This window comes from Streptomyces coffeae (genome assembly GCF_016741875.1).
Taxonomy (GTDB): Bacteria; Actinomycetota; Actinomycetes; order Streptomycetales; family Streptomycetaceae; genus Streptomyces; species Streptomyces coffeae.
On record NZ_JAERRF010000005.1, the window covers coordinates 176,574 to 197,493 of the forward strand.

General features: G+C 73.0%; 18 protein-coding genes and 1 riboswitch. Of the genes, 8 read left to right on the forward strand and 10 right to left on the reverse strand.

All coding sequences use genetic code 11. The features are described from left to right. Positions 1-132: 132 nt before the first annotated feature. The 3 genes from JK363_RS10075 to thiO all read right to left on the reverse strand — a co-directional run bounded on the left by JK363_RS10075 (position 133) and on the right by thiO (position 2,429). Positions 133-1,017, reverse strand: a complete 885-nt coding sequence (locus JK363_RS10075) for a thiazole synthase (RefSeq protein WP_201874055.1) — start codon at positions 1,015-1,017, stop codon at positions 133-135. Between the two features lie 3 nt (positions 1,018-1,020). Further along, positions 1,021-1,221 carry a sulfur carrier protein ThiS gene (thiS, locus tag JK363_RS10080; RefSeq protein WP_201874056.1) on the reverse strand — a complete coding sequence of 67 codons (201 nt, stop codon included), beginning with the start codon at positions 1,219-1,221 and terminating at the stop codon, positions 1,021-1,023. Next, positions 1,218-2,429, reverse strand: a complete 1,212-nt coding sequence (thiO, locus tag JK363_RS10085; protein ID WP_201874057.1) for a glycine oxidase ThiO — start codon at positions 2,427-2,429, stop codon at positions 1,218-1,220. Before thiO ends, thiS begins: the two co-directional genes overlap by 4 nt. Beyond that, positions 2,425-2,539, reverse strand: a riboswitch (TPP riboswitch). It overlaps the preceding gene by 5 nt. 231 nt (positions 2,540-2,770) lie before the next feature. Here thiO and JK363_RS10090 point away from each other — a divergent pair. From JK363_RS10090 to JK363_RS10110, 5 genes are all read left to right on the forward strand, one after another. After that, a complete protein-coding gene (locus JK363_RS10090) occupies positions 2,771-3,952 on the forward strand; it encodes an NAD(P)/FAD-dependent oxidoreductase (protein ID WP_236075676.1) in 1,182 nt (393 codons plus the stop codon). A 125-nt stretch (positions 3,953-4,077) separates the two neighbouring features. Next, on the forward strand, positions 4,078-4,443 hold the full coding sequence (locus JK363_RS10095; RefSeq protein WP_201874059.1) for an Rv2175c family DNA-binding protein: 366 nt from the start codon (positions 4,078-4,080) through the stop codon (positions 4,441-4,443). 108 nt (positions 4,444-4,551) lie between these two features. Next, positions 4,552-5,349 (forward strand): thiamine phosphate synthase, encoded by a 798-nt coding sequence (gene thiE, locus JK363_RS10100; RefSeq protein ID WP_201874060.1) that lies wholly within the window; start codon positions 4,552-4,554, stop codon positions 5,347-5,349. A 52-nt stretch (positions 5,350-5,401) separates the two neighbouring features. Further along, the gene (metF, locus tag JK363_RS10105) at positions 5,402-6,322 is read left to right on the forward strand and encodes a methylenetetrahydrofolate reductase [NAD(P)H] (protein ID WP_201874061.1); all 921 of its coding nucleotides are present in this window, start codon (positions 5,402-5,404) and stop codon (positions 6,320-6,322) included. Between the two features lie 37 nt (positions 6,323-6,359). Next, a complete protein-coding gene (locus tag JK363_RS10110) occupies positions 6,360-7,352 on the forward strand; it encodes a hypothetical protein (protein ID WP_201874063.1) in 993 nt (330 codons plus the stop codon). A gap of 229 nt (positions 7,353-7,581) precedes the next feature. Here the strand turns inward: JK363_RS10110 and JK363_RS10115 are convergent, their stop codons facing one another. From JK363_RS10115 to JK363_RS10130, 4 genes are all read right to left on the reverse strand, one after another. After that, complete coding sequence (locus tag JK363_RS10115) at positions 7,582-9,114, reverse strand: phytoene desaturase family protein (RefSeq protein WP_201874065.1); 1,533 nt, start codon at positions 9,112-9,114, stop codon at positions 7,582-7,584. Positions 9,115-9,532: 418 nt separating this feature from the next. Next, positions 9,533-10,171: a TetR/AcrR family transcriptional regulator gene (locus tag JK363_RS10120; RefSeq protein ID WP_201874067.1), complete on the reverse strand. Its 639-nt coding sequence runs from the start codon at positions 10,169-10,171 to the stop codon at positions 9,533-9,535. Positions 10,172-10,293: 122 nt separating this feature from the next. Continuing rightward, positions 10,294-12,378, reverse strand: a complete 2,085-nt coding sequence (locus tag JK363_RS10125; RefSeq protein WP_201874068.1) for a YhgE/Pip domain-containing protein — start codon at positions 12,376-12,378, stop codon at positions 10,294-10,296. After that, complete coding sequence (locus tag JK363_RS10130) at positions 12,350-13,243, reverse strand: ATP-binding cassette domain-containing protein (RefSeq protein WP_307821670.1); 894 nt, start codon at positions 13,241-13,243, stop codon at positions 12,350-12,352. The genes JK363_RS10125 and JK363_RS10130 overlap by 29 nt, the downstream gene beginning before the upstream one ends. Positions 13,244-13,457: 214 nt before the next feature. On the opposite strand from JK363_RS10130, the gene JK363_RS10135 reads away from it, so the two are divergent. The 3 genes from JK363_RS10135 to JK363_RS10145 all read left to right on the forward strand — a co-directional run bounded on the left by JK363_RS10135 (position 13,458) and on the right by JK363_RS10145 (position 15,583). Continuing rightward, on the forward strand, positions 13,458-13,970 hold the full coding sequence (locus tag JK363_RS10135; RefSeq protein ID WP_201874072.1) for an SAV_6107 family HEPN domain-containing protein: 513 nt from the start codon (positions 13,458-13,460) through the stop codon (positions 13,968-13,970). A 191-nt stretch (positions 13,971-14,161) separates the two neighbouring features. Continuing rightward, positions 14,162-14,920, forward strand: coding sequence for a methyltransferase (locus JK363_RS10140; protein ID WP_201874074.1), 759 nt, complete (start codon positions 14,162-14,164; stop codon positions 14,918-14,920). Between the two features lie 270 nt (positions 14,921-15,190). Further along, positions 15,191-15,583, forward strand: a complete 393-nt coding sequence (locus JK363_RS10145; protein ID WP_201874075.1) for an SCO2097 family morphological protein — start codon at positions 15,191-15,193, stop codon at positions 15,581-15,583. A 295-nt stretch (positions 15,584-15,878) separates the two neighbouring features. Here JK363_RS10145 and JK363_RS10150 read toward each other — a convergent pair whose 3' ends face one another. The 3 genes from JK363_RS10150 to JK363_RS10160 form a co-directional block, all read right to left on the reverse strand. Further along, positions 15,879-18,308, reverse strand: coding sequence for a transglutaminase TgpA family protein (locus JK363_RS10150; RefSeq protein WP_201874077.1), 2,430 nt, complete (start codon positions 18,306-18,308; stop codon positions 15,879-15,881). Positions 18,309-18,378: 70 nt separating this feature from the next. Continuing rightward, on the reverse strand, positions 18,379-19,764 hold the full coding sequence (locus JK363_RS10155; protein ID WP_201874079.1) for a DUF58 domain-containing protein: 1,386 nt from the start codon (positions 19,762-19,764) through the stop codon (positions 18,379-18,381). Beyond that, positions 19,764-20,852: an AAA family ATPase gene (locus JK363_RS10160; protein WP_201874081.1), complete on the reverse strand. Its 1,089-nt coding sequence runs from the start codon at positions 20,850-20,852 to the stop codon at positions 19,764-19,766. The genes JK363_RS10155 and JK363_RS10160 overlap by 1 nt, the downstream gene beginning before the upstream one ends. Positions 20,853-20,920 lie beyond the last annotated feature (68 nt).

The window sequence follows — 20,920 nt, forward strand, 5'->3', positions numbered from 1 at the left end:
AGACCGGTGCGGTTCGGGTGCGCCCCGAAGGGGCGCGGGGCTGTGTCGATGTGCGGCTCCGCCGCGTGGGCGACCAGCCACGACGCGGCCGCGGACGACTGACGGCACCTCGCGGCACTTCCCGCGGAGCGCTCAGCCGAAGGCGGGCCGCTCCGGGTCCAGCGCCGCCCGGCCCTCCACGGGGGACGACGCCTCCGCGAAGTGGCGGCGCGGGATCCGGCCGGCCCGGCGGGCCAGCCGTCCCGCCTCCACCGCATGCCGCATGGCCGCCGCCATCAGCACCGGCTCCCGCGCCCGGGTGACGGCCGAGGCGAGCATCACCGCGGCACAGCCCAGCTCCATCGCGAGCGACGCGTCCGAGGCGGTGCCCGCGCCCGCGTCGAGGATCACCGGCACGGTGGCCCGCTCGACGATCAGCTCGAAGTTGTGCGGATTGCGGATGCCGAGGCCGGAGCCGATGGGCGAGCCCAGCGGCATGATCGCGGCACAGCCCACGTCCTCCAGCTTGCGGGCGAGGACCGGGTCGTCATTGGCGTACGGCAACACCGTGAAACCGTCGTCCACCAGGATCTCGGCGGCGTCCAGCAGTTCCACGGGATCGGGGAGCAGGGTGCGCTCATCGGCCACCACCTCCAGCTTCACCCAGTCCGTGCCCAGCGCCTCACGGGCCAGCCGCGCGGTCAGCACGGCCTCACCGGCGGTGAAACAGCCCGCGGTGTTGGGCAGGGCGCGGATGCCGTGCCGGTCGAGCACGGAGAGCACCGAGCCCTGCACCGTGGGGTCCAGCCGCCGCATGGCCACGGTCGTCAGCTCGGTGCCGGAGGCGAGCAGGGCGTGCTCCAGGATCTCCAGGCTGGGCGCCCCGCCGGTGCCCATGATCAGACGGGAGCCGAAGTCGGTCCCGGCGATGGTCAGCGGGTCGGCGGCGGGCGCGGGCGCGGCGGTTCCGGTCCCGGCCGTTCCGGTTCCGGCGCTTGTGGTGTCCGTCGTCGTGGTGTCTGTCGTCGTGGGAGCCATCGGTCAGCCTCCCTGGACCGCGGTGAGGACCTCGACGCGGTCGCCCTCGCCCAGCGCCGTCACCGGCCACTGGCCGCGCGGTACGACCGTCTCGTTGACGGCCGCGGCGACGCCCGAGGACGCCTGGGTGAGGGTGGCCACCAGCCGGTCGAGGGTGGTGCCCTCGACGATCTCGCGGGGCTCCCCGTTTACGGAGACGGTCATGCGGGCTGCTCCTGTGGTGCGTTGAACGAGGTGCGGGCGGCGCCGTCGAGCCGGTGCGGGGTGAACGCGCGCGCCGCCGGCGGGAGTTCTCCGCCGGTCAGCGCCTCGGCCATGACATCGCCCGTGATCGGGGTGAGAAGGACGCCGTTGCGGAAGTGGCCGGTGGCCATCTGGAGCCCCGGCAGCGCCGTCGGCCCGAGGAAGGGGCCGTTGTCGGGGGAACCGGGGCGCAGGCCCGCGCAGGTCTCGACGAGCGGCAGCTCGGTGATGCCGGGGATCAGCTCATGGGCGTCGCGCAGCAGCTCGTACACCCCGCTCGCGGTGACCGTGGTGTCCCAGCCGCGCTCCTCGGAGGTGGCGCCGATCACCAGCTCGCCGTCGACGCGCGGGACGAGATAGACATCCGTGCCGCGCACCACGGCCCGTATCACCCGGGACAGGAACGGCCGGTAGGGGGCGGGCACGGTCAGCCGCAGCACCTGGCCCTTGACCGGGCGCACCGGCGGCAGCACGTCCGGGGGCACCCCCGCCAGCCGCGCGCTGAGGCTTCCGGCGGCCAGGACGGTCTGCCCGGCGGACACCCGGGTGCCGTCGGCCAGCTCCGCACCCGTGGCGCGGTCCCCGGTGACCGTCAGCCGCTCGGCGAGGGCGCGGTGGATGACCACACCCGCCCGCTCGCACGCGCGCAGCAGGGCCGCCGTCAGCCGCCGCGGATCCACCTGATGATCACCGTCGATGCGCATCCCGCCGCGGACGCCCGGTGCCAGCATCGGCTCCAGACGGCGGCATTCGCGCCCGGTCAGCCACTCCACTTCCAGCCCGAAGCGCCGGTGCCGCTCATGGAGGTCGCGCAGATGGGCGCGGTCGTCGGCGTCGAGCGCCACCATGAGGGTGCCGCAGTCGCGGTAGCCGACCTCCTGGCCGCCCGCTTCCTCCACCTCCGCCACGAACTCCGGATAGCGGGCCGCGGACGCGAGATTGAGATCGAGCAGTGCGTGCTCGCCGTACTGGAACTCCCCGACGGATCCCAGCATCCCGGCCGCCACCATGGCCGCCCCGCCGCCCGGCGCCGGGTCGGCCAGCGCGGTGCGCAGCCCCCGCTGGGCCGCCCGCCAGGCCGTGACCAGGCCGATGATGCCGCCCCCGATCACGAGGGCGTCGTACGGTTCAGTCCGCTCGGTGCTCGCATGGGTCCCCGATGTGCGCATGGGTATGCGCCCCTCCCTTCGCCGGCATGACCCGGATCAGGTTCATACGGTCGGAGGCCGCCCCAGCCTCCCTCTCAGCCCGGTGCGTCCGAACTCCCGCGAGTGCTCTGAGGCGCCACCCTAGTACGAGCCTCGAACGGCCCGGAAGGGCGAACGGTGCGATCCGGGAATCACGGCAACAACCTGCCGTATGCCTTGAATCGATCTTGTGCAGTAGATCTCGTCCCGCGCTCTGCGGTCCGCCCCGCGTACCGCAATACAGTGATCGTGTGAGCGATGAGACGACGAAGACGGCCTCCACGGTGGGCAGCGGACAGCGCGTGGTGATCGTCGGCGCGGGCATGGCGGGGGTGCAGACCGCCGTCGTGCTGCGCGAGGAGGGCTGGGCCGGGGAGATTCTGCTGCTGGGCGCGGAACCCCACCAGCCGTACGACCGCCCGCCGCTGTCCAAGGCCGTGCTGCTCGGCAAGGCCGAAGGGTCGGCGTTCGACGTGGACTTCGGCGCGCTCGGCATCGAGCTGCGGCTCGGGGTCACGGTTTCCGCGCTGGACAGCGGCGAACGGCGGCTGGAGACCGAATCCGGGCCGGTGCCCTACGACGTCCTGGTGATCGCCACCGGCGCCGAGCCCATCCCCCTGCCCGGCAGCGAGGGCGTCCCCGGCGTCCATCTGCTGCGCACCCTGGACGACGCCGAGCGGCTGCGCCCGGTGCTCGCCAGGCAGCACGAGATCGTGGTGGTGGGGGCGGGCTGGATCGGCGCGGAGTTCGCCACGGCCGCGCGGGAGGCGGGCTGTGCGGTGACCGTCGTCGAGGCCGCCGACCGGCCGCTGGCCGGTGCCCTCCCGGCCGAGGTCGCCGCCCCCATGGCCGACTGGTACGCGGACTACGGCGCCACCCTGGTCACCGGCGTCCGGGTGGACGCGGTGGACGAGAACGGGCTGCTGCTCGGCGACGGCACCCGGCTGCGGGCGGGCGCGGTGGTCGTCGGCATCGGGGCGCGGCCCGCTACGGACTGGCTGGCGGGCTCCGCCGTGGACCTGTCGGACGACCGGTCCATCGCCGCCGACGAGCGGCTGCGCACCTCGGTGCCGGACGTCTACGCGGTCGGCGACTGCGCGTCCTTCCCCTCCGCGCGGTACGGCGCCCGGCTGCTGGTGCACCACTGGGACAACGCGCTCCAGGGGCCGCGCACCGTGGCCGCCAACGTCGTGGGCAGCCGGACGGCCGCACACACCGCCTTCTCGGTCTACGACCCGGTGCCGTACTTCTGGTCCGAGCAGTTCGGGCGGTTCATCCAGTACGCCGGGCACCACTCGGAGGACGACGAACTGGTGTGGCGGGGCGATCCAGCCGGGGCGTCCTGGGCGGTCTGCTGGCTGCGCGAAGGGGCCCTGGTCGCCCTGCTGGCCGTCGGCCGTCCGCGCGATCTGGCCCAGGGACGCAAGCTGATCGAACGCGGTGCCCGGCTGGACCGGGCACGGGCCATGGACCCCTCGGTTCCGCTGAAGTCCGCCGTTTTCTGACCCGTTCCCGCCTGCTGGGCCGACGCGGTGGGACGCGGGGGCGGGGGCCCCGCGGGCGGGGCGGGGCGGCCCGCGTGGCGGACGCCCGGCTATCCACTGTCAGTCCCAGATGGCAGGCTTGTGCCGTGACCGAGATTGACGCAAAGATCGATGCTCTCGTCCCCGCCTGGCTCACGCTCCCCGACGCCGCCGAGAGGCTCGGTGTCGAGGTGACCCGCGTCCGGCAGCTGGTCAAGGAGGGCCAGCTGATCGCGGTGCGCCGTGGCGAGAACCGGGTCCTCCAGGTGCCCGAGGAGTTCATCGGTGACGGCAAGGTCGTCAAGGGCCTCGTGGGGACCTTGACGCTTCTGAAGGACGACGGCTTCAGCGACGAAGAGATGCTGGAGTGGCTTTTCACCCCCGACCCCAGCCTGCCCGGCACCCCGGCGCGGGCCCTGCGCGAGAATCGCGGCACGGAAGTGAAGCGCAGGGCGCAGGCACTCGCCGTCTGACACCGCTCGCGCAGCCCGCATCGCGCACTCAGCACCATCACCTCGGCGTACGGGCAAGGGGTATCGTCCCCTGCCCGTACGCCGCCGACCCGGGGGGACCGTCGCACCATGGCCGCCACCACCAGCCCGTCCGGAAGCACGTCCGCTGCTTCGTCCGCGGGTTCGTCCGCGGGTTTGTCCGCGGGTTTGTCCGCTCGGTCCGTTCGCGAGAAGCTGGCCGACGCCCGGCTGTACCTGTGTACCGACGCCCGTAAGCGCCAGGGCGATCTGCCGGAGTTCCTGGACGCCGTGCTGACCTCCGGGGTGGACATCGTTCAGCTCCGCGACAAGGGCATGGAGGCGGCCGAGGAGCTGGACCACCTGGCCGTCTTCATCGAGGCGTGCCGCCGCCACGGCAAGCTGCTGGCGGTCAACGACCGCGCGGACGTCGCCCATGCCATCGGCTCCGACGTCCTCCATCTGGGCCAGGGCGACCTTCCCGTCCCGGCGGCCCGCGCGATCCTCGGCCAGGACGTGCTGATCGGGCGTTCCACCCATGCGGAGGCGGAGGTGGACGCGGCGGTCGCCCAGCCCGGCGTCGACTACTTCTGCACCGGCCCCTGCTGGCCCACCCCCACCAAGCCCGGCCGCCCCGCCCCCGGGCTGTCCCTGGTGCGGTACACGGCCGCACTGCGCCCCTCCCGTCCCTGGTTCGCCATCGGCGGTATCGACGCGTCCAACCTGGACGAGGTGCTGGAGGCGGGAGCGCGCCGGATTGTGGTGGTCCGGGCGATCACGGCTGCCGACGACCCGGCGGAGGCGGCGGCGAGCCTGGCCAAGCGGGTCCGGTCGGCCCAGGGTCCGTCGAACCACCGGCAATCGGCCGGAGGTATCCGCACTGCGGGACACGACACCGACAAAAGGTAAATTTCGGCCGCCCGGGTGGGCGCGGCCCACCCCGCTGGCTAACCTTCCCAATATGGCCCTAGGCACCGCTTCCACCAGGACCGATCGCGCGCGAACCGTGCGTGATCTGCTCGCATCGGGCGAGCAGTCGTACTCCTTCGAGTTCTTCGCCCCCAAAACGGAGAAGGGCGAGCACACGCTGTGGAACGCCATCCGCCGGCTGGAGGCCGTCTCGCCGACCTTCGTCTCCGTGACGTACGGCGCCGGCGGCTCATCCCGTGAGGGCACGGTGCGAGCCACCGAGCGCATCGCGACGGACACCACCCTGACCCCCGTCGCCCATCTGACCGCGGTCAACCACTCCCGGGCCGAGCTGCGCAACATCATCGGCCAGTACGCCGGCGCCGGGATCCGGAACATGCTCGCGCTGCGCGGTGACCCGCCGGGCGATCCGATGGGGGAGTGGATCCGGCACCCCAAGGGACTCGACTACGCCATCGAGCTGGTCCGGCTGATCAAGGAGTCGGGCGACTTCTGCGTGGGCGTCGCCGCCTTCCCCGAGATGCATCCCCGTTCCGCGGACTGGGACACCGACATCCGGCACTTCGTGGACAAGTGCCGCGCGGGCGCCGATTTCGCCATCACGCAGATGTTCTTCTACCCGGACGACTATCTGCGGTTGCGCGACCGGGTGGCGGCAGCGGGCTGTACGACGCCGATCATCCCTGAAATCATGCCCGTCACGAACGTGCGGCAGATCGAGCGGTTCGCCAAGCTCAGCAATGCCGCGTTCCCGCCCGAGCTCGCGGAGAGGATCCTGGCGGTGAAGGATGACGCGGCCGCTGTACGCTCGATCGGGATCGACTACGCCACCGAGCTGTGCGCGCGGTTGATGGCCGAGGAGATCCCCGGGCTGCACTTCATTACGCTGAACCACTCCACGGCCACGCTGGAAATCTACGAGAATCTCGGACTGCATCAGCGGTCCTCGTAACGGCAGCCGACAGGCGGCCGCACTGAGAGGGGCGGGCATGGGCTGGACGGTCCTCTACATCGCTTTCGGCGTCGTCGCGCTGTGGCTGCTGGGTGAGGTCCTGCTGCAATACAAGGCGCGCCTGCGCTGGCGGCTGCTGGCGTTCGTCGGCTTCCTCGGCGTGGTGGCCGGGGTGCTCGTCCCGTCCGTGCTGGTGATCGCGATCGGCGCGGTCGCCTTCGCGGTCGGCCAGACGTATGTGACGCTCTCCTTCCGGCGCGGCTTCGCCGCCGGATGGGCGCTGCCCGGCGGACTGCCGGGGCTCGGACGAGGCCGGGACGAGGAGCGCGCCGCGCCACCCGAGCCGGAGCCGATCCTTCAGGTCTCGGATCTGGAGGACGTCCCGACCGCCCCGGCCGAACCGCCCACCTACCAGCCCCAGCCGATGCCCGACGACACCGGTGAGTACGGCGTCTACGACGACAACTCGCCCTTCGTGCCCTCCCAGCCCGCCGGGGCGGCGGCATACGGCGGGGGCGCGGACGACGGCTACAGCGCGTACGAGACCTATGGCGGCTACGGCTCGCAGGACAGCAGCCAGGGCCACGGCCACGCCTACGGCCAGGACGCGTACGCCGACGCGGGCCAGGCGGGCCAGCAGGCCGGATACGGCTACGGCTACGGCAACGAGGCGTACGCGGGGTACGGCGATCCGTACGGCAGTGCCCAGCCGCAGCCCCAGGCCGATCCGTACGCGCAGGCGCAGCAGCCCTACGGCCAGCAGCAGTACGCCGATCCGTACGCCGCCTACGGGCAGGACCCGTACGCCGCCGATCCGTTCGGTGGCGGGGGACACGGCGGCGACCACTATGCGGCGGGCGCCTCGTACCCCGGGCAGGCGCAGTACCCCGAGGGTGGCGACGCGATGCAGCCGGGCGGTACGTGGGTGCCCCAGCAGCGCGACGGCGAGGCCGAGCCCCCGGCCGAGCAGCCGTACCCGTACCAGCAGCAGGGCTTCCAGCAGGGTTACGACGAGCAGTACCGCTACTGAGGTCCGGGGCGGGTCGCCCCGGACCGGCGTCTGCCTCCTGCGCCGCCGGACCCTTTGCTGAGGCAGGGTGCCCGCTCCGGGGCCGGCTGAGCGACTGACGCCGTCGGGCGGGGCCATGCCGTCCGCCGACCGCAACGGGTGCCGCTGGTGTGGTCGGCGGGCGCGCCGCCCTACGTCCGCCGCGCCCGGGCCGGCCAGGCGTACCCGGTGCGCGGGGCCGTGCGCCGCACTACTGCGAGCCGCGGAAGTCCTCGCCCTCGACGATCAGGCCGGCGACCAGCGCGCCCGACATCCCGGCGTGGGCCAGACCGCCGCCCGGGTGGGCCCAGCCGCCCGCCAGGTACAGGCCGGGCAGCCGGGTGAGGTTGGCCGGGTGGAGCAGGCGGCCCCCGGCGCCCGCGAGGGCCGGGGCGGGGACCGCGCCGCCGCGGGCGCCGGTGGCCGCGGCGGTGTCGACAGGTGTACGGATCTCGCGCCACAGCACCCGGTCCGCCAGATCCGGGATCACCAGCTTGGCCGCTTCCATCAGCCCGTCCGCGTCGTCCTCGACGCCCTCGGGGTGGGCCCAGTCCACCGGGCCGTGCGGGGCGACCACCGCCGTGAGCGTGACGGCCTCGTGGTCCGCGTCCGGGCACACCGTGGGGTCGTCCGGCCGGAGCACGGTCACGGTGGGGCGCCGACAGGGCCGACGTGTGCCGCGTCCGTCGCCGAAGACACCGGCCAACTCCGCGTCCCGGTCCGGGGCGTGGACCACGGACCGGTGCGCGGTGCCCTCGGGGCGGGCTCCGCGCAGCCCCAGATGGACGGTGAGACGCCCCGGGACGCCGCTCCCGGGGCCCAGCTCGGGGGCGACATCGCCGTCGTCCCAGGGGCGCCGCCCGCCGAGCAGCGGGGGCAGCAACGCGGGGTCGACGGCCGCGACCACCGCGTCCGCCTCGACGGCGGTGCCGTCGGCCAGCTCCAGGCCCGCCGCGCGGCCGTCCTTCTCGGTGATGCCGGTGACCGCGGCGTCGAACCGGAACTCGACGCGCCGCTGACAGCAGCGCTCGTACAGCGCGTCGGCCAGCGCGCGCATCCCGCCGCGCACGTACCAGGTGCCGAAGGTCTGCTCCATATAGGCCAGCACGGTGGCCGCGGCGGGGGCGGAGCGCGGGTCGAGGCCATGAGCCAGGGCGTGGCTCTCCAGCAGGGCCACCGCCCGCGGGTCGTCGAGCTCGCGCCGCGCCACCTCGGCGAGCGTGGCCGGGCGACGGCCGCCGAACCAGCGCCGCATCGCGGCGGCCGGATAGGGATCGCGGCCCAGCACCTGCCAGTCGGAGCGCAGCGGCTCCTCGAGCAGCGGTCTGCGGGTGGCGTCCCACACCTCACGGGCGCGGTTGACCAGATCGCTCCAGCGCTCGCCCGCACCCGCGCCGAAGGCCCCGTCCAGGGCTTGGCTCACCCCGCCGTGCGAGGCGTTGGGCAGCAGCACCTCGGTGCCGTCGGGGAAGAGATGGCGGGCGGCGGGATCGACCTGGATGAGCTCGACGCTCCGCTCCAGCGTCTCCTTGCCGGTCTTCACGAACAGATCCCGGTAGACCGCGGGCAGCTGGAGCAGCCCCGGGCCGGTGTCGAAGGAGAAGCCGTCCCGCTCGAAGCGCCCGACCCCGCCGCCGTGGGTCGCGCCGCGCTCGTACACCACCACCCGGTGGCCCGCGACGGCCAGCCGGGCCGCCGTCGCCATGGCGCCCATCCCCGCGCCGATCACCGCAATCCGTGCCATGACCGCGACTCTATCCGCCGCCACCGACAGTCACGGAGCGCGGCCGGGGCAGGGGCGTGGGGAGGAGCGCGGGGCGTCTGAGTACGCGTACTCAGACGGGGAGATGAGTAGCCGCGCGGATGGGGCGGATCCCCTCCGGAGGGGAGAGTGGAGCACACGGAAGGGCCGCTCGCCGGACCGCCGACACGGGGCGGCGGAACGGCGGGATGGCCCGGACATACCGGGGGCGTACGGGGGAGCCGCCGCTGCCGCGGTGGCTTCTACGGGGGAGTTACGGGGGGAGGCGCTGTTCCGGCGCGGGATCGATGGGGGTCGAAACCGCGCCGGGACAGCGCCTTCTGCTGTGCCCGCCACTGCTGTGTCCGCGTGTCCCCCGGAGCTGTCCGGTCCGTACCGCCGCCCGCCGGGGACCGGGCCGTCAGCCGGAGGCGGGGGTGCCCTTGGCCACGGCCCCGCCGCCCACCCGCCCCTGGAGCAGCAGCGAGAGCGCCGCGTGCACATCGTCCAACGACCGCTCGGGCTGGTACGACTGCCAGTCGAGCGCGGCCACCAGGACCATCCCGAACAGCGCCGAGGCGGTCAGCGGGATGTCGATGTCCTCGCTCAGCTCGCCCGCGGTCACACCGTCCCGCAACTCGGCCTCGATCACCGCTATGGCGCGCTGCCGGACCATCATCAGGGTGGACTGCCAGGCGCGGTTGGTGCGCCACAGCTCGGCCACGTACAGCTGGGTGAGCGCCGGATAGCGGGAGATGAAGCCGAGCCCGGCGCGGACCATCGCGTCCAGCCCGTCCACATGGCTGCCGCCGCGTTCGGCGTTCTCGTCGGAGGCGTGCTGGAGCGATGCGGAGAGCAGCTCGACACCGTGCCGCAGCAACTCTTCGAAGAGGACGGTCTTGCTCGCGAAGTTGTAGTAGACCGTGCCCTTGGCCACCCCGGCCCGCTCGGCGATCTCGTCCACGGTGGTGGAGGAGAAGCCCTGTTCCGCGATGAGGGTGACCGCTGCCTCGAAGAGTTTCTGACGGGTGGCCTGGCGGCGTGTGTTGCTGCTGTCCATGGCGCCGATTGTGCCCGTTGTCGACGTGGTCCCGCTCACAGGCCGGGTGTCCGGAACTCCGCTGACGGGCCCAGGGCTCACCCGCCCGGGACTCACCGGCCCGGAGCTCACCGGCCCCGTGCTCACAGGCTCAGCTCCGGATGCAGCCGGTCGACCGACCACACCTGCTTGCGCCGGGCCGACCACGCGGTGAGGGCGAGGGCGGCCGTGGTGTAGCCGATCAGCACCGCGCAGGCCGTCCAGACCGGGCCGAGCCCGCCGCCGGTGATCAGCCTGCGCAGCCCGTCCACGACGTAGCTCATGGGCAGGAACGGGTGGATGGCGATGAAGAAGTGCGGGCTGGTCTGCACCGGGTAGGTACCGCCTGCTGAGGTCAACTGGAGCATCAGCAGGGCCAGGACGAGGATCCTCCCGGCCGGTCCGAAGCGGGCGTTGAGCCATTGCACGATCGCCGCGAAGCACGCCGTCACCAGCAGCAGGAAGCCGACGGTGCCCGCCGCGCGGGCCATCTGGAGGCCGACCGCCCAGTGCAGTACGGCCATCAGGGCCACCGTCTGGAGCATCCCGATCGCGGCGACCGGCAGCCAGCCCGCGAGCGCCACCCGCCAGGAGCCGGCGCCCGCGGCGAGCGCGCGCCTGTTGAGCGGCTGGATCAGCATGTAGGCCACCATCGCGCCCACCCAGAGGGAGAGCGGGATGAAGTACGGGGCGAAACCCGTGCCGTAGTTGGGTGCCTTGTGCATCGCCTGGTTGACGAGCTGGACCGGGTCCGACATCACCTCGGTACGCGCGTCACGGTCGTGCTTGGTGTAGTCGGGGATCTTCGCGGCGCCGTCGTGCAGTCCGCCGGAGAGCTTGCCGGAGCCGTCGACCAGTTTGAACATCCCGCCGTTGAGCGTGTTCGCGCCGGTGTGCAGTTTGCCGACACCGGTGTCGAGGCCGGACGCGCCGGTCTTGGCCGTGGTCAGGCCGGTGTGGAGCGTGTCGGCGCCCGTGGCGACCTTGTGCGCCCCGGAGTTGAGCGCGTTGATCTTCCGTACGGCGGAGTCCAGGTCCTTGCCGAGGTGCGGGGCGTTGTCGGCGAGCCAGGTCGCCTTGCTGTGCAGATCGTCCAGCCGGGTGCCGAGGGCGTCGAGCTGATCGGTGTTGTCCTGGACCAGCTTGTCGACCTGCTCGGCCACATCGGCGGCGGTGTCGGCGGCGGCCGCCGACTTCTTCAGGGCCGGGCAGTCCGGATCGAGGGTCACCACACCCGTGCAGCGTGTCCGGTAGTCGGTGGCCAGGTCGTCGGACGCCTTGCGGGCTTTGGTGGCCGCGCTGGAGGTGGTCTCCGGGAGGGTGTCGAGGTTGTCGGACGCCTTCTGGGCGGCGCTCGCGACCAGCCGGGAGACCCGGCCGATCTCCGCACCGTTCTTCTTCAGGAACGGACCGACCTTGACCGAGACGTCGTTGACTTTGTCGGAGAGGGTCTGGGTGCCCTCGGCGACCTTGCCCGAACCCTTCTCCAGTGTGCCGGCGCCCTTGTTGAGCTTGCCGAGCCCGGACTTGAGGTCCTTACTGCCCTTTTTCGCCTTGGTGAGGCCCTTGGCGAGGTCGCCCGTGCCCTTCTTGGCCTTGGAGATGCCCTTGCCCAGCTTGTCGGCGCCCTTGGCGGCCTTCTTCGCCTTGCCGTGGATGTCGGAGAAGGAGATGAAGATGTTGTCGTAGAAGCCGCGCGACGCCTTGGTGGACGCCGCGGCCCGCACCTCGGTGAAGACGGAGCGGGAGATCTGGCCGACGATGTAGTTGTTGGCGTCGTTGGTACGCACCCGGAGGGCGCCGGCCTCCGGGGACTTCCCGGAGCTGGAGGCGATCCGCTCGCTGAAGTCCGAGGGCACGGTCAGCGAGAGGTAGTACCGGCCGTTCGCCACGCCGTCGCGGGCGTCGGCGGCGCCGGTGGTGTGCCAGTCGAAGGTCTCGCTCTTGAGCAGCTTCTTGGTGATGTCGTCACCGGCGTGCAGGCTCTTGCCCTTCACGGTGGCGCCGCCGTCGGCGTTGACCAGCGCGACCGGGATCTTGTCCAGCTTGCCGTAGGGGTCCCAGAACGACCACAGATAGAGCGCGCCGTAGAGCAGGGGGAGCAGAAGCAGGGCGGCGAGCGCCGCCCGGGGCATCTTTCCCCTGCCGAAGCGCTTCAGCTCAAGCGCGGCCAGTTTCGGCGAGCGCATCCTCCGCCCCCTCCTCGTTCTTGTCGTCGGCTTCGTCGTCGGCCTTGTCCTCGGCCTGGTCGTCGTTCTTGGTTCCGGTGTTGCTGTCGGCCGCCGTGCCGGTCTCCTGCTCGGTGCCCGTGTCGGTGCCGCTGCCGGAGTCGGAAGTGCTCGCTTCGGCGGGGCGGGTCGGGACAACAACGGCGTCCTCCGGGGCCTGGCTGCACACCGCGAGGACGGTGATGCCGTCCTCCGCGATCTCCCGCAGCAGCGCCCAGGCCTGGGCGCGTTCGGCGTCCGAGAGCTTCATGTCGGTGTCATCGACGGCCAGCAGCCGCGGCCGGGAGATCAGCGCGAGCGCGATCGACAGGCGCAGCGCCTCCAGCCGCTCCAGGTCCCGTACGGCCGTGCGCGGCCCCTTGGGCAGCGTGTCCAGGTCGAGCCCCGCGGCCCGTACGGCGGCGTCGATCGCGGCCCGGGAGGCGGCGGCCCGTTCGCGGCGGGGCCGCAGCAGCCCGCGCGGGGCGTCACCGAACCGGCGCTGCAACAGGGCGCGTTCACGCAGATGCTCGGCGACGGTGAGCACCGGATCCAGCTCGCTGACCCCGGGCACCTGGGCGAGTGCGCTGATCCGGCGTATGCGCGCCATCTGTTGGGGAACGCGGAAGCCACCGACGCTGCCCTGCCCCGCGGCGGGGCGCATCCGCCCGGTGAGTGTGAGGAGCAGACAGGTGCGGCCGGAGCCGGAGGGGCCCTCGACCGCGATCAGTGTGCCGGGGTCGGCGGCGAGGCCGACATCGCGGAACGCCCAGCCCCGCGAGCCCTTGACGCCGAGTCCTACGGCCGTCACCGCCGCCCCGGTCTCCCGGTCCGGGGTGCCCTCCACGAGAACCACTCCTCACTGCGCATCCTGGAGTCTGTGTGAAATTTGAACTGACTGGTCAGTTCAAATCAAGGATAGGGGGTGGCTCGAGCCGGCTGTCGCACCGGGGGCATGTGCGCAAGTCAGGGCCGATTGTCAGTGGTGTGCCCCACGATGGCCCCATACGGCGGTCGCGTTACCACATGACCGGCCGCCACGCGACGACAGGAGGTTCGTCATGGCCAGTACCGCCGCAGCGCGCCGGCACCGAGCCGCTGCCCCTGCCCCTTCGTCAACCGGCCCCGCCGGCGATGTCCACCCCGTGCTGCGCCGCGCGGCGGCTCCGCCCGCCGCCCTCGACCTGCTCGGCCAGGCCCATCAGGGTCTGGAGGAGGCCGCCGGGCTCGAGAGTGCCAACGAGCGCTTCGCCACCGCCCATCTGGCCGCCCTGCGCACGGCCGCGGCCGTGCTCGCGGTGCGCGGCCGGCCCGAGCCGTCCGCCCGCCGCCGGGCCCGTATCCGCAGCGCCTGGGAGGTGCTGCCGGAAGTCGCTCCCGAACTCACCGAATGGTGCGCGCTGTTCGCCTCCGGCGCCGAGCGCCGGGCCCGCGCGGAGGCGGGCATACAGGGCGCGGCCACCTGCCGGGACGCCGATGATCTGCTGCGCGACGCGGCCGTGTTCCTGCGGCTGGTGGAGCGGATGCTCCAGCTCCAGCCCGCACTGCCCCAGCAGCCGCAACCGAGGCGGTGAGCGCGCGGCGCGCGGGGTCGGCAGGGGTGAGGGGCGGTGCGTGCGGGGGTGCGTGCGATGGCCGGGGGAGGGATGCGCCCGGTGCCTGTGGGCCGCCGGGGGCTCCGGAGGCAATAGGCTGGGGCCGACGTCAGTAAGTCGTCGTCATCGCCCCCGGGCGGTGGCGGCACCGCGCCGAGGAGCCACCCGCCGTGTCAGACCCGCAGCGCCCGCGAGCGTCCCTCCGTACCGCCGTGGTGTGGGAGGTCCTGAAAGACGCCCTGGACCGGCGGGCCAAGGCCACCGGCCGGGACGGGGCGCTGGACGTGCTGGACACCGGCGGCGGCAGCGGTAACTTCGCCGTCCCGGTCGCCCGCCTCGGCCACCGCGTCACGGTGGTCGACCCGAGCCCCAACGCGCTGTTCGCGCTGGAGCGGCGGGCCGCCGAGGCCGGGGTCGCCGAGCGGGTGCGCGGTGTGCAGGGCGATGCCCACGGACTGTTCGACGTCGTCGAGCGGGGCGGCTACGACACGGTCCTGTGCCATGGCGTGCTGGAGTACGTGGACGACCCCGCCGAGGGCCTGCGGAACGCGGTGGCCGCACTGCGCCCGGCCGGGACGCTGAGTGTCCTCGCCGCGGGCCTGGGCGGCGCCGTGCTGGCCCGTGCGCTGGCCGGACACTTCACCGAGGCCCGGCAAGCGCTGACGGACCCGGAGGGCCGCTGGGGCGCCGGAGACCCGATGCCGCGCCGCTTCACCGCCGACCAGCTGACCGAGCTGGTGGCGGAGGCGGGGCTGGAGGTCGGTGCGGTGCACGGCGTGCGGGTCTTCGCCGACCTGGTGCCCGGGGTGCTGGTGGACACCGAGCCCGGGGCCATGGACGCGCTGTTGCAGCTCGAGGCCGCCGCCGCCGAGCTGCCCGCCTTCCACTCGGTCGCGACCCAGCTGCATGTGCTCGCCGAGCGTGACTGACCCTCCCACCTGCACCGCCGCCGGAGGGGCGGGGCAGGTGGAGTAGGCCACAGGCCCCCCGAGAGGCCCCGCGGCCCCGTATGATCGGGGTACACCGTCCGGCATGGCGAATCGGCGGGAGGGGAATGGACGTCTCAGTGTCAACTTTCGCTACCCATGGAGTGGTGGGCGAATTGGCGCTGAGGGGCGGGTTTCATGGGGGCGATTCCCTGCCTATCCTGAAAGGGTCGCACCCGGTCGCCCCCCGCGACCGACGAGTAGGAGGACTCCGTGCCGCTCTCGGAGCACGAGCAGCGCATGCTCGAGCAAATGGAGCGAGCGCTGTACGCCGAAGATCCCAAGTTCGCGACAGCGCTTGAGGGAAGCGGCCTGCGCACGTACACCCGGCGACGGGTCTACCTGGCGGTCGCGGGTTTTCTGCTGGGCATCGCGCTCCTGATGGTCGGAGTGATCCTCCCGAAGACGTGGATCAGCGTGGTGGGATTCCTGATCATGCTGGGCTGTGCGGTGCTTGCGGTGACGGGCTGGCGCAAGGCGCCCAAGCCCGGTGAGGCACAGCGCCCCGGCGCGGCAGCCCCCCGACGTCAGAGCCGTCAGCGCCGTTCGATGATGGACCGTATCGAGGAGCGGTGGCAGCGCCGCCGCGATGAACAGGGCCACTGAGCAGCACCCCTGAGACCCCAAGGGGCGGCCACCATCCGGTGGCCGCCCCTTACGCATGCGGTACCCCGCGCCGGGCTCCGATGCCGGGCCCCGCACGGGGGCGACCGCATCGGCTCACTGACCGGCTGATACGCCGGTTGTGGCCGTTCCCGTGCGGGGCGCGGCCCCTCTGCGGGGGGAGCGCCCCACCGCGGTGGGAGTGCCCGCTCGCGAAGCCCCACACCGCGGGGGAGCCGCCGGACTCCGCTGTCCGGTCGGGCCGGCCGGGAGCCCCGGGGTCCGTGGGCCCCGGGGATCAGCCCCGCTGGCCGCGGGGGGTACGGAGCTGGGAGGCCCAGCGGGACCAGCGGGCGGTGCTCCAGCGGTTGACCAGCCTGGACCGGCGGTCGGCGGCCGCCCAGAGCAGACGGGCACCGGAGCGCGGGAACAGGAGCGCGCGCAGGCGCTCCCAGCGGGTGGCGCCGGACCGGAGACCGGCCAGCACCTGGCGGACATCGTCCGCGACGCTCGCGCTCGGGCGCGGATGCGGTGCGTAGAGCACCTGCTCCACCGCCGTGGCCACCCGGCGTGCCGCCTCCGCCGCCTCACCCTCGAGCCCGGTGATCCGTACGATGCGGGCCACCGCGTTCCGCGAGGTCTGTGAGTCGTCCGGCACCACGCCGAAGTCCCAGGCAGCGTCGATCAGTTCGCGCCAGGCGGCAAGCGTGCGATCGGCCGCGTCCTGCTCGGTGCGGCCACGGGAGCCGCCCAGTCTGCGGGACCGGACCTGGCGCCGCCACAGCATCGGCAGCAGGGGAACCAGGACCAGCAGCACTGCCAGTGAACTCCAGCTGGTGACCTTGGACGCGGACCAGCCGCCACCCGAGGAGCCGCTGTCCGGCTGCTGGGCCGCGGCGCCTCCGCAGGCACCCTCCTTCTTCATCTGCGGGGGGCAGGTGTCCGAGGCGGTCGGCGCGGACGACGGCTCGGAAGAGGCGCTGGGCTCGTCCGAGGGCTCATCGCTCGGTTCGTCCGTGGGCGTCTGATCCATCGTGTAGTCGGGCTGGGTGCCCCGGCTCGGGGTGGGCTCGAAGCGGGTCCAGCCGACGCCCTCGAAGTACAGCTCGGGCCAGGCGTGGGCGTCCTTGAGCCCGACCGACACCGAGCCGTCCGCCTGGGTGGTGCCGGGGGTGAAGCCGACGGCGACCCGGGCCGGGATGCCCAGCGTCCGGGCCATCGCCGCCATCGAGAACGAGAAGTGGACGCAGAATCCCTCCTTCTGCTTCAGGAACCGGACGATGGCGGCCGAGCCACTGCCGGACTGCACCTGGGTGTCGTAGCGGAAGCCGCCGTTCACCGCGAACCAGTCCTGGAGCTTGACCGCCTTCCGGTACGCGCTGTCCGCACCCGACGTCACCCGCCGCGCCGTCTGCGAGACCACGGACGGCAGCGAGCGGGGCACCTGGGTGTACTCGCGCAGCAGCCGCTTGGGCGGTGCCGGGGCCGCGGCCAGCTGCTCGGCCGTGGGCTCCACCAGCAGGCTGCTGACCCGGTAGCGCGCGCCCCGGGTGGTCTGGCCGCGGTCGCCGACCAGCGTGCGGCCCTCGGGCTCATAGCGCCAGCGCCCGTCGATCTCGACCCGGGACGCGGGGTAGGGGAGGGGCAGCCAGTTCTGTGCGTACCAACCGGCGGCTTTGATGGAGGTGTCGATTGAGGAGACCCGCACCGAGGGGCCGAGCCCGGCCGGTGCCGGCATCTGGTCGGGCACATCCGTGACATGCCGCTCCGAGGACTTCCACGAGGTGCCGTCGAACTTGTCCAGCGCGACGATCCGCAGATAGAGGTCCTGGGTGGTCTGCGAGGAGGTGCGGTACCGCAGCACCTCCTTGTTCTCCGGCTGGTTCAGGCTGTCCTGGAGCGACACCAGCGGATTGACCGCGGAGATGGTGCCGCCCCCGCTGCCCGAGCCGCTGCCGCCGTTCTTCTGCTCCAGCAGCCCGCCGTCCAGCGAGGGCAGCGCCGCGGGCACCGCCAGCGCGATGCCCAGCGCCAGCACACCGATCCGGCGGCCGTTGCGCACCGGGGCGAGCGCCTGACCGCCACCGGCCCCGGCCAGACCGGACGGCGGAGCGCCCCCGGGATGGCGGGCCCCGCCGCTGAACACCCGGCCCCACTGGGACAGCCGGTCCCGGCCCTCGGCCAGCAGCAGCAACAGATATCCGGCCGCGGCCACCAGGAACCACAGCCAGTCGCCGCTGTCGTCCGACAGCCCGGCGGCGACCGAGTACAGCGCCAGCAGCGGCAGCCCGGCCGGGGCCGCGCTGCGGTACGTCACCGCCAGCGCGTCGACCACCAGGCCGATCACCAGCACCCCGCCGACCAGCAGCAGTCGGATGCCGTCGGTGAGCGGAGCCGGGATGGCGTACCGCCCGACATCGTCCGCACCCGCGCGCAGCAGCAGCGAGAACTCATGGAAGGCCTGCGGGCTCGGCAGCAGCCCGCCGAGCGCCTGACCCCGCGCGAAGACCAGTGTGAGCAGCACCAGCGTGGTCAGGGCCTGGGCGGCCAGGGTCAGCGGACGGGCCAGCGGCACCCGGCGGGCGGCCACGCCCACCGCGCTCTGGACCGTCAGCAGCAGCACCGCCTGCACCAGCCATCCGGACGCGTCCACCAGGGGCAGCAGGGCACAGCCGGCCGCCACCGTGGCGACGGTCGCGCATATCGCGAGCCGAACACTCCCACTCATCCCGCGCCCCCCTCCGTCGCCTGTGCCGCGCCGGGGCGGCTGCCCGTGCGCGCGGCCACGCCTGCGTCACTCATGCCCAGCTCCCTGTCATACCGCCCACCACCGGCGGTCCGGCGTCGGCGCCGGACGTGCCCAGAGTGTCGGCCTGCCGCCACAGTTGCGCCAGCGAGGCGCCGGGGCCCACCGGCAGGGCCGTCCAGCCCGCCTCCCGCAGCCGCCGCAGCCGCTCCTCCAGCAGATGCTGCCCCGCGCCCGGCACCCCGCGTGCCCACGCCGCGCCGTCCAGTACAAAGGCCACCGCCGCGGTGGTGCGCTGCCGCATCCGGGCGGCCAGCGCCGCCTGCTCCTCGTCCAGGTCGCCGAAGAACGCCACCAGCAGCCCTTCACCGCCGCCGCGCAGCACGTCATAGGCGGCGGAGAGCCCGACGCCGTCGGAGTGGTCCACCACCGCGAGGGTGTCCAGCATCAGCCCGGCCGTCTCCGCCGAGTCATGCGTGGAACCGGTGAAACCGCCTCCGCCGTCCGGGCCGGGCACCGAGCTTCCGGTGTCGGTCAGCAGCCGCACCGCATAGCCGCGCTCCAGCAGATGCACCGCGGCCGAGGCCGCGCCGGAGACCGCCCACTCGAACCCCGAATCCGGCCCCGAGCCCTGGTGGGCCAGATACCGGGTGTCCAGCAGCACGGTGCAGTGGGCACGCCGCGGCTGCTCCTCCCGGCGGACCATCAGCTCGCCGTAGCGCGCGGTGGAGCGCCAGTGGACCCGGCGCAGATCGTCGCCGTGCCGATAGCCGCGCGGGATCACATCGTCCTCACCGGCCAGCGCCAGCGAGCGATGGCGCCCGTCCCCGAATCCCGCGGCCTCGCCCGTGAGCCGCACCGCGGGCAGCGGTTCGACCCGCGGCACCACGGTGAGCGTGTCATGGGCGCTGAAGGCGCGGGTCAGCTCGCACATCCCGAACGGGTCGTTCAGCCGGAGCTGGAGCGGGCCCAGCGGATAGCGGCCCCGCAGATCCGAACGGACCCGGTAGGACACCTCACGGCGCCCGCCCGGCTCCACCCGGTCCAGCACAAAACGGGGGCGCGGCCCCAGCACATACGGAACGCGGTCCTGGAGCATCAACAGCCCGGTGGGCAGCCGCGAGACATTGTCGATCCGCAGATGCACCCGGGCCTCGGAGCCCGCCGGGACCCGGGCGGGCGACAGCCGTCTGCTGCCCGCCACCCGGTACCGGGTGCGGTAGACCACGGCCACGCACACCAGGGGCAGCGAAGCGAGCAGCAGTCCCACCCGCAGCAGATCCGCCTGCCCCAGGACATAGCTGCACACCGCGGCGGCGGCCCCGGCGGCCAGGAAGGAGCGGCCGCGGGTCGTCAGCCCGGCGAGCGCGGTCCGCAGCGCTCCCTTGTCCTCCTCACCGGAGCCGTCGGGATCCGCGTCCATCCCCCCTGCCGTCATCACAGCCTCCGCGCGCCCGGCTGCTGCTGGCCGTAACCGGCCGGCGGCATGGGCGGCACCGGCGGCATGGGGCCGGACGGCGGCACGGGGCCCGAGTGCGGCATCGCGCCCGCGCCGCGCGGAGCGGCCGTGGGCACCGGGGTGTGCTGCAGGATCTCCGTGACCACCTGTTCGGAGGTACGGCGGTTCAACTGGGCCTGTGCGGTGGGCAGCAGCCGGTGCGCCAGGACCGCGACCGCCAGTGCCTGCACATCGTCCGGCAGCGCGTAATCCCGCCCGGCCAGCGCGGCCGCCGCCTTGGCGGCCCGCAGCAGATGCAGGGTGGCGCGGGGTGAGGCACCCAGCCGCAGATCGGGGTGGTTACGGGTGGCGGAGACCAGCTCCACCGCATACCGCCGCACCGGCTCGGCCACATGCACCGAGCGCACCGCCTCGACCAGCTTGACGATGTCATGGGCGTGGGCGACCGGTTGCAGGTCGTCGAGCGGGGAGACACCGCCGTGGACGTCCAGCATCTCCAGCTCGGCCTGCGGGCTGGGATAGCCGATGGACACCCGCGCCATGAAGCGGTCGCGCTGCGCCTCGGGCAGCGGATAGGTGCCCTCCATCTCGACCGGGTTCTGCGTGGCCACCACCATGAAGGGGCTGGGCAGCTCGTAGCTCTTCCCGTCGATGGTGACCTGGCGCTCCTCCATGGACTCCAGCAGCGCCGACTGGGTCTTGGGGGAGGCGCGGTTGATCTCGTCACCGATCACGATCTGCGCGAAGATCGCGCCCGGCTTGAACTCGAACTCCTTGCGCTGCTGATCGAAGATGCTCACCCCGGTCACGTCCGAGGGCAGCAGATCCGGCGTGAACTGGATCCTGCGCACCGAGCAGTCGATGGACCGCGCCAGTGTCTTGGCGAGCATGGTCTTGCCCACGCCCGGGACATCCTCGATCAGCAGATGTCCCTCGGCGAGCAGCACGGTCAGCGAAAGCCGCACGACCTCGGGCTTGCCCTCGATCACACCCTCCACCGACTGGCGGATCCGGTCCGCTGTGGTGGTCAGATCGCTGAGGCTCGCTCGCTCGTCATAGGTCGTCACCCGGCCCTCCTCGGCCCGTTCTCAGGGCCGCTGCCCTCGGAAACGGACCGGCCCACCGCATACGCTGG

Bases quoted from the DNA above. Each gene is read 5' to 3' on its own strand.
- JK363_RS10075 (WP_201874055.1), bottom strand. From the start codon at position 1,017: ATGGCTCCCACGACGACAGACACCACGACGACGGACACCACAAGCGCC.
- thiS (WP_201874056.1), bottom strand. From the start codon at position 1,221: ATGACCGTCTCCGTAAACGGGGAGCCCCGCGAGATCGTCGAGGGCACC.
- thiO (WP_201874057.1), bottom strand. From the start codon at position 2,429: ATGCGCACATCGGGGACCCATGCGAGCACCGAGCGGACTGAACCGTAC.
- JK363_RS10090 (WP_236075676.1), top strand. From the start codon at position 2,771: ATGGCGGGGGTGCAGACCGCCGTCGTGCTGCGCGAGGAGGGCTGGGCC.
- thiE (WP_201874060.1), top strand. From the start codon at position 4,552: ATGGCCGCCACCACCAGCCCGTCCGGAAGCACGTCCGCTGCTTCGTCC.
- metF (WP_201874061.1), top strand. From the start codon at position 5,402: ATGGCCCTAGGCACCGCTTCCACCAGGACCGATCGCGCGCGAACCGTG.
- JK363_RS10110 (WP_201874063.1), top strand. From the start codon at position 6,360: ATGGGCTGGACGGTCCTCTACATCGCTTTCGGCGTCGTCGCGCTGTGG.
- JK363_RS10115 (WP_201874065.1), bottom strand. From the start codon at position 9,114: ATGGCACGGATTGCGGTGATCGGCGCGGGGATGGGCGCCATGGCGACG.
- JK363_RS10120 (WP_201874067.1), bottom strand. From the start codon at position 10,171: ATGGACAGCAGCAACACACGCCGCCAGGCCACCCGTCAGAAACTCTTC.
- JK363_RS10125 (WP_201874068.1), bottom strand. From the start codon at position 12,378: ATGCGCTCGCCGAAACTGGCCGCGCTTGAGCTGAAGCGCTTCGGCAGG.
- JK363_RS10135 (WP_201874072.1), top strand. From the start codon at position 13,458: ATGGCCAGTACCGCCGCAGCGCGCCGGCACCGAGCCGCTGCCCCTGCC.
- JK363_RS10150 (WP_201874077.1), bottom strand. From the start codon at position 18,308: ATGAGTGGGAGTGTTCGGCTCGCGATATGCGCGACCGTCGCCACGGTG.
- JK363_RS10155 (WP_201874079.1), bottom strand. From the start codon at position 19,764: ATGACGGCAGGGGGGATGGACGCGGATCCCGACGGCTCCGGTGAGGAG.